Origin of the sequence: Haladaptatus sp., from assembly GCF_049589095.1 — an archaeon.
In the GTDB taxonomy this organism is placed as follows: domain Archaea; phylum Halobacteriota; class Halobacteria; order Halobacteriales; family Haladaptataceae; genus Haladaptatus.
The window spans coordinates 1-4,771 of the sequence record NZ_JBAWAC010000016.1; the positions used below are offsets into that span (position 1 = coordinate 1).

Sequence of the window (4,771 nt, forward strand, 5' to 3'; positions counted from 1 at the left end):
CGGCACGGGACCGGTTCGACGTCGCCATCGGAAGCTATCCAGGCCGGGACGACGACCCCGGACGCCTGAAGGTGACTTCGACGGACGCCGACGAGGTTGCCGCCGCTGCCACGTGGTTGCGAGCAAATATCGAGACGGTGACACCCACGACGAATCCGGATGAAGTGGCCGATGAAGGGGGAGCAGTGGACGACGAAAACGGTGGAAAATCGAGTGAAGCGACAGAGTCGAAGCGGCAGTAGTTTTCATCGTATTTCGAAGCCTGAATTTTACTTTCTCTTCCCGAAATGGTCGGCGAACGTAGCATATCTTTATACCACTCCTTAAAGCATGCTAGCATGGGCATATGTCAGACGATACCGTGGAACTCGAAGCGCGGCTCGAAGAGGCAGAATCGTTCGAGCCACCGGAATCATTCGTTGAACAGGCAAACGTCTCGGACCCCGAGATTTACGACGAGTTCGAGGAGAACTGGCCGGGGGCGTGGGAGCGTGCGGCCGACTTGCTCGATTGGTACGAGGACTACGACACCGTTCTCGACGACAGCGACGCCCCATTTTATAAGTGGTTCACCGGCGGGTCGCTGAACGCCTCCTACAACTGTCTCGACCGACATCTCGACGAGCGGGGAGACGAGACGGCGATCGAATGGATCGGAGAACTGGGTGAGACACGAACCTACACGTACGAAGACCTCCACCGCGAGGTGAACGAGTTCGCGGCGGCACTTCGTGAGGTCGGCGTCGGCGAGGACGACGTCGTCACGATGTACATGCCGATGATTCCCGAACTCCCCATCGCCATGCTGGCCTGTGCGCGAATCGGCGCACCACACAGCGTCGTCTTCGCGGGCTTCTCGGCCGACGCGCTCGCCACGCGGATGAAGAGCGCGGCTTCGGAGCACCTCATCACCTGCGACGGCTACTACCGCCGTGGGGACCCGCTCCACCACAAGGAGAAGGCCGACAAGGGTCTCTCGCAGGTCGGTCACGACGTGGATACGATCGTCGTGGACCGTCTCGGCGACGAGTACGACCACCCGATGAAAGAGGAGGAGTACGACTACGCCGACCTCGTGGACGAACAGGAAGGTGCGGAGGTCGAACCCGTCCAGCGTGACGCCGAGGACATGCTGTTCCTGATGTACACCTCCGGAACGACCGGCGAGCCGAAAGGTGTCAAACACACTACGGCGGGTTACCTCTCGTACGTATCGTGGACCTCACACGCCGTCCTCGACATCAAACCCGAGGACACCTACTGGTGTGCGGCGGACATCGGGTGGATCACCGGTCACTCCTACATCGTGTACGGGCCGCTCTCGCTCGGGACGACAAGCGTGATGTACGAGGGAACGCCGGACTACCCGGACAAGGACCGCCTCTGGGAGATCGTCGACGACTACGGTGTGGACATCTACTACACCGCGCCGACGGCGATTCGGTCGTACATGAAGTGGGGAAGCGAGTACCCCGAACAGCACGACCTCTCCAGCCTTCGACTGCTCGGGACGGTGGGCGAACCCATCAACCCACGCGCGTGGAAGTGGTACTACAAGCACATCGGCCACGAGGACTGCCCCATCGTTGACACGTGGTGGCAGACCGAGACGGGCGGGATGATGATAACGACGCTCCCCGCCCTCGGAACGATGAAACCCGGCAGTGCCGGACCGCCGCTACCGGGCATCGACGCACAGATCGTGGACACGAAAGGGGAAACGATCCAAGCGGGACGGGCGGGCTATCTCACGGTCCAGAAACCGTGGCCGGGAATGCTCCGCACCGTCTACAAGAACGACGACCGCTACATCAGCGAGTACTGGCGGGAGTACTCCGACCCCGACGCCGACGAGTGGGTGTACTTCCCCGAGGACGGCGCGAAGCTAGACGAGGACGGCTACATCACCGTTCTCGGACGTGTCGACGACGTCATCAACGTCTCCGGACACCGTCTCGGAACGATGGAAATCGAGAGCGCCATCGTCGGCGTGAAGGGCGTGGCGGAGGCGGCCGTCGTCGGTGGCCACCACGACCTGAAAGGCGAAGCGGTGTACGCCTACGTCATCACCGAGGAAGGCTACGACGGGGACGATGAACTCCACGACCGCATCGTCGAAGGCGTTGAAGACGGCATCGGACCGATCGCACGGCCCGAGGAGATCATCTTCACGCCCGAACTGCCGAAGACGCGGTCGGGCAAGATCATGCGGCGCTTGCTAGAGGACATCGCCAACGAGGACGAACTCGGTGACACCTCCACGCTCCGGAACCCGGACGTCGTGGAGGACATCCAGGGCAAGGTCCAAGACAGTTAAACGGCGTCGTAGTCGCAGCAAATTTCTCGATTGTTTTCCGGTCGTGTACTCCTTCTTAAACAAACATTATATATGAATTGCGGATAACAACTAAAGGAGTGGTGCTAACGAATGACATTCGCACACCAGACCATGACACAGAGAACCGCTAGGAAACATCACGGCGATAACGGGTTCGGAGGTGGAAGATAGATGCCTGCGGACACGAAGACCGGTAACCCGGCGCCGCTCGGACTCGTCGGCTTCGGACTGACCACCGTCCTGTTGAGCATGGTGAACGCGAAACTGCTCCCAGCGGAGGGGGAAGTGGTCGTTATCCCGCTCGCGTTCGCGTTCGGCGGGACGGCCCAACTGATCGCCGGACTACTGGAGTATCGTGAAGGAAACACGTTCGGTACCGTCGCGTTCACCAGTTACGGCGCGTTCTGGTGGTGGTTCGGGCTCCTCGTCATCTTCGGCGAGAACGGTTGGATCAGTCTTGACGGGGCGACGACCACCCTCGGCGTGGCGCTCATCCTCTGGGGCGTCTTCACGACATACATGTGGATTGCCACGTTCAAACTCAACTGGGCGCTCTGGAGCGTGTTTCTCCTGCTGGCAGTCACGTTCTTCCTGCTCGGCTTCGCCGATTACCTCGGGATCGGATGGCTCGGCGTCGCCGGTGGCTGGGTCGGCCTCATCACGGGGCTCGACGCGATGTTCGTCAGTTTCGCCGAAGTGGCCAACTGGGCGTACGACCGGGAAGTCATCCCGTTGGGAGGTGCCCCGCTCAAATCGAAGTCGGGACGAAAGACCCAACCGGCGGACTGACGACCGCAACGGATTCAGCGATTCGGAGATTTTTTGGTTGTAATTGGCCTGCACAAGGACTGAGTCATCCGACTGAGGGCATTTAACAATCAGACAACAGTTATGCTCGCGGACATGGTGTGACTCCGTGTAGCATGTCACAAATTGGCATCGAATGGTGGGGCAGAGTACGGTATCGCGGAGACAGTTTTCGCGGACGAAGCAAAGAGGTGAAAACCGATGCCCACTGATACCGAGTTCGGCAACCCGGCACCGCTCGGACTCGTCGGCTTCGGACTGACGTCGGTGTTGTTGAGCCTCGTCAACGCGGGGATTTTCGGTAGTAGCTTGGAGTTGGCAGTCATCCCGATGGCAATCGCCTACGGCGGGACGATTCAGCTATTCGCAGGCTTGTTGGAGTACCGAAATGGGAACACGTTCGGGACCGTCGCGTTCACCAGTTACGGCGCGTTCTGGTGGTGGTTCGCGCTGCTCGTCCTCTTCGAGTCGAACGGCCTCATCGACACCGTGAGTTCGGGTGCGCTCGGGATGGCCCTCATCATGTGGGGCATCTTCACGGCCTACATGTGGATCGGGACGTTCAAACTCAACTGGGCGCTCTGGAGCGTGTTCCTCCTGCTGGCGGTCACGTTCTTCCTGCTGGGCTTCGGCAACCTGCTCGGTATCGACGTGCTCGTCACCGCCGGTGGTTGGGTCGGTATCGTCACCGGTCTCGACGCGATGTACGTCAGTTTCGCGGAAGTCACCAACTGGTGTTTCGACAGGGAAGTCGTTCCGCTCGGCGGCGTCCCGTACGACGGACCGACGACCGAACCACAAACGGGAACCGCCGACTAACGGTTCCGGCCGCAACACGCCTACTCGGCGTGTTTAGCCCCTGCGACGAGTACCGGTCGGTCGGCGTTGAGGATGACCGATTGTGACACGCTGCCGAACAACGCCTTCCCGGCGGGCGAGCGCCGCCGACCACCGACACAGACGCAATCGACGCCCCGTTCCTCGGCGACGTCGAGGATAACGTCGGCCGGGTCCCCGCTCGATTCGACGATGTTCGTTTCGATGCCAGCGTCGTCGAGTACCTCCTTCGCCCGTCGGATACCTCCGACTTGCAATGCGGAGCCACCGCTCGGATTGTCGGTGAAACAGTAGAGCAGCGTTGCCTGCACTTCGGACGATGCCTCGGGAAGGTCCACAACGGCGTTTACCTGCGCCATCGCGCGCGATTCGGTTTCGTCCACTGCCAGAAGGACGTGATACATGGTGGCATGTCGAATGGTGGGAACTTATCCTTTCGGCTGAGCGTCGTCGTATCGCTCCGCGACGAAGATAACGAGCGAGAGCAGGATACCGAGGAAGAGACCGATCGTCACGATGCCATAGATGGCGAGTTCGACCGGCGTCGGTTGCAACTCAATGACGCCGAACAGGTGGACGGGGCGCATACCGTCCGGACCGAACGCGCCGAGGAGGACTCCCACGACTCCCGCAAACGTGACGATGAGGACGTACAAGCTGACGACGAGCGAGCGACCTTGCAGTCGAGATGACACGTATTACCCTTTCGGCAGGCCAAGGATTAGCCTTTTCATCCAGACGTGCTTAGTGGGTGTATGTCCGAAAAAGAACTGCTCTTGCTCGTCCTCG

The 4,771-nt window shown here is 60.4% G+C and carries 5 protein-coding genes and 1 pseudogene; 4 read left to right on the forward strand and 2 right to left on the reverse strand.

Features of this window, described 5'->3' with window-relative positions; all coding sequences use genetic code 11:
• The 4 genes and pseudogenes from WBV42_RS00535 to WBV42_RS00550 form a co-directional block, all read left to right on the forward strand.
• Window positions 1–242 (forward strand): annotated as a pseudogene (locus WBV42_RS00535) (hypothetical protein); the annotation flags it as partial.
• Between the two features lie 104 nt (window positions 243–346).
• Entirely contained in the window at window positions 347–2,317 is a 1,971-nt protein-coding gene (acs, locus tag WBV42_RS00540) for an acetate--CoA ligase (RefSeq protein WP_423984312.1), read from the forward strand.
• A 192-nt stretch (window positions 2,318–2,509) separates the two neighbouring features.
• A complete protein-coding gene (locus WBV42_RS00545) occupies window positions 2,510–3,127 on the forward strand; it encodes an acetate uptake transporter (protein ID WP_423984313.1) in 618 nt (205 codons plus the stop codon).
• 219 nt (window positions 3,128–3,346) lie between these two features.
• Window positions 3,347–3,964, forward strand: a complete 618-nt coding sequence (locus tag WBV42_RS00550) for an acetate uptake transporter (RefSeq protein WP_423984314.1) — start codon at window positions 3,347–3,349, stop codon at window positions 3,962–3,964.
• Window positions 3,965–3,984: 20 nt separating this feature from the next.
• On the opposite strand, the gene WBV42_RS00555 is transcribed toward WBV42_RS00550, so the two are convergent.
• Both WBV42_RS00555 and WBV42_RS00560 read right to left on the reverse strand, forming a co-directional pair.
• Window positions 3,985–4,386 carry a universal stress protein gene (locus WBV42_RS00555; protein ID WP_423984315.1) on the reverse strand — a complete coding sequence of 134 codons (402 nt, stop codon included), beginning with the start codon at window positions 4,384–4,386 and terminating at the stop codon, window positions 3,985–3,987.
• Between the two features lie 24 nt (window positions 4,387–4,410).
• Window positions 4,411–4,677 carry a DUF7520 family protein gene (locus WBV42_RS00560; protein WP_423984316.1) on the reverse strand — a complete coding sequence of 89 codons (267 nt, stop codon included), beginning with the start codon at window positions 4,675–4,677 and terminating at the stop codon, window positions 4,411–4,413.
• Between the last annotated feature and the right edge of the window lie 94 nt (window positions 4,678–4,771).

Excerpts from the sequence above, each read along its gene's own strand:
- WBV42_RS00550 (WP_423984314.1), top strand. The coding sequence starts at position 3,347 with ATGCCCACTGATACCGAGTTCGGCAACCCGGCACCGCTCGGACTCGTC.
- acs (WP_423984312.1), top strand. The coding sequence starts at position 347 with ATGTCAGACGATACCGTGGAACTCGAAGCGCGGCTCGAAGAGGCAGAA.
- WBV42_RS00555 (WP_423984315.1), bottom strand. The coding sequence starts at position 4,386 with ATGTATCACGTCCTTCTGGCAGTGGACGAAACCGAATCGCGCGCGATG.
- WBV42_RS00545 (WP_423984313.1), top strand. The coding sequence starts at position 2,510 with ATGCCTGCGGACACGAAGACCGGTAACCCGGCGCCGCTCGGACTCGTC.